This is a genomic window from Thermus sp., assembly GCF_056332225.1.
In genome coordinates this window covers 1-883 of sequence record NZ_JBWGQW010000148.1, presented here as the reverse complement: position 1 = coordinate 883, position 883 = coordinate 1, and the positions used below count along the sequence as shown (strand labels likewise).

Annotated in this window: 2 protein-coding genes and 1 pseudogene; 1 reads left to right on the top strand and 2 read right to left on the bottom strand. The window is 68.4% G+C overall.

Annotated elements, in window-relative coordinates:
• A pseudogene (locus AC01Y6_RS10590) lies at positions 1-160 on the top strand (Uma2 family endonuclease); the annotation flags it as partial.
• A 168-nt stretch (positions 161-328) separates the two neighbouring features.
• Here AC01Y6_RS10590 and AC01Y6_RS10585 read toward each other — a convergent pair.
• Positions 329-535, bottom strand: a complete 207-nt coding sequence (locus AC01Y6_RS10585) for a hypothetical protein (protein ID WP_476671487.1) — start codon at positions 533-535, stop codon at positions 329-331.
• Between the two features lie 5 nt (positions 536-540).
• A partial coding sequence (locus AC01Y6_RS10580) for a nucleotidyltransferase family protein (protein ID WP_476671486.1) occupies positions 541-883 on the bottom strand: 343 nt, incomplete at its 5' end.

Genomic DNA, 883 nt, shown 5'->3' with positions numbered 1-883 from the left:
CTACCTCCTGGTGGACTCCCGGGAAAGGCGGGTGGAGGGCTACTTCCGCCAGGGGGAGGGCTGGCTCTACCGCTTGTGGGAGGGGGAGGGGGTGGTGGAGGTGCCCTGCCTCGGCGTGGAGCTAAGCCTGGAGGCCATCTACGAAGGGGTGGAGGTCTAGGCGGTCCCTAGAGCCCGTAATAGGCCTCGGAGAGGTCCAGGTGGCCCTCCAGGCAGGGTAGCGGCAGGCGGCCCTCCTCCGCTTCCCGGTACACCCAGCCCCCTTCCTCCCGGTAGTAGCCGAATCTCCGGGGCGTGAGGTTGCTGGAGGGGTGCTCGGCCCAGGCGCTTAGCGGAGGAAGGTGAGGACGGCCAGAGCCGCCGCCAGGGCGGTGAAGTAGAGCATGACCTTGTGGAAGGCGGTGTTGATCTCCGCCTTGACCTCCTGGCGGAGGAGGTCCACCCGCCCCTCCAGGGAGGTGACCTGACCCGGGAGGGTGGCCATGACCCCCTCCACGATCCCCTCCAGCTTGTAGAGGCGCTCCTCCGTGGTCATTGCCCTCAAGGTAGCACAGGTTGGGGGTGTGGGGTGGGAAAGGGAAGCGCCCTTTCTTCCGGGCCCGGGGGCGCCGCCCGGTTGCGGTCCCGTCCGTGCCGTGGGAAACGCCCTCCATAAGCTTGCGCTTCTGCGTGGCCTCCCGGAGTGTGGAGGTCCACCCTGCGCCCGAAGAGGCGGCTCAGCTCCTCCTGAAGCCTGGCGAAGCCCAGGCCCGAGGTGCGCCCGGGAAAGAACTCCACCAGGAGGTCCACGTCGCTTTCCTCGTCGGCCTCGCCCCGGGCGAAGGAGCCAAAGAGGAGGAGCCGCCGGACCCTGTTGGGCTTGGCAAGGAGCTCTAAGGTTGGG

Bases quoted from the DNA above. Each gene is read 5' to 3' on its own strand.
- AC01Y6_RS10585 (WP_476671487.1), bottom strand. From the start codon at position 535: ATGACCACGGAGGAGCGCCTCTACAAGCTGGAGGGGATCGTGGAGGGG.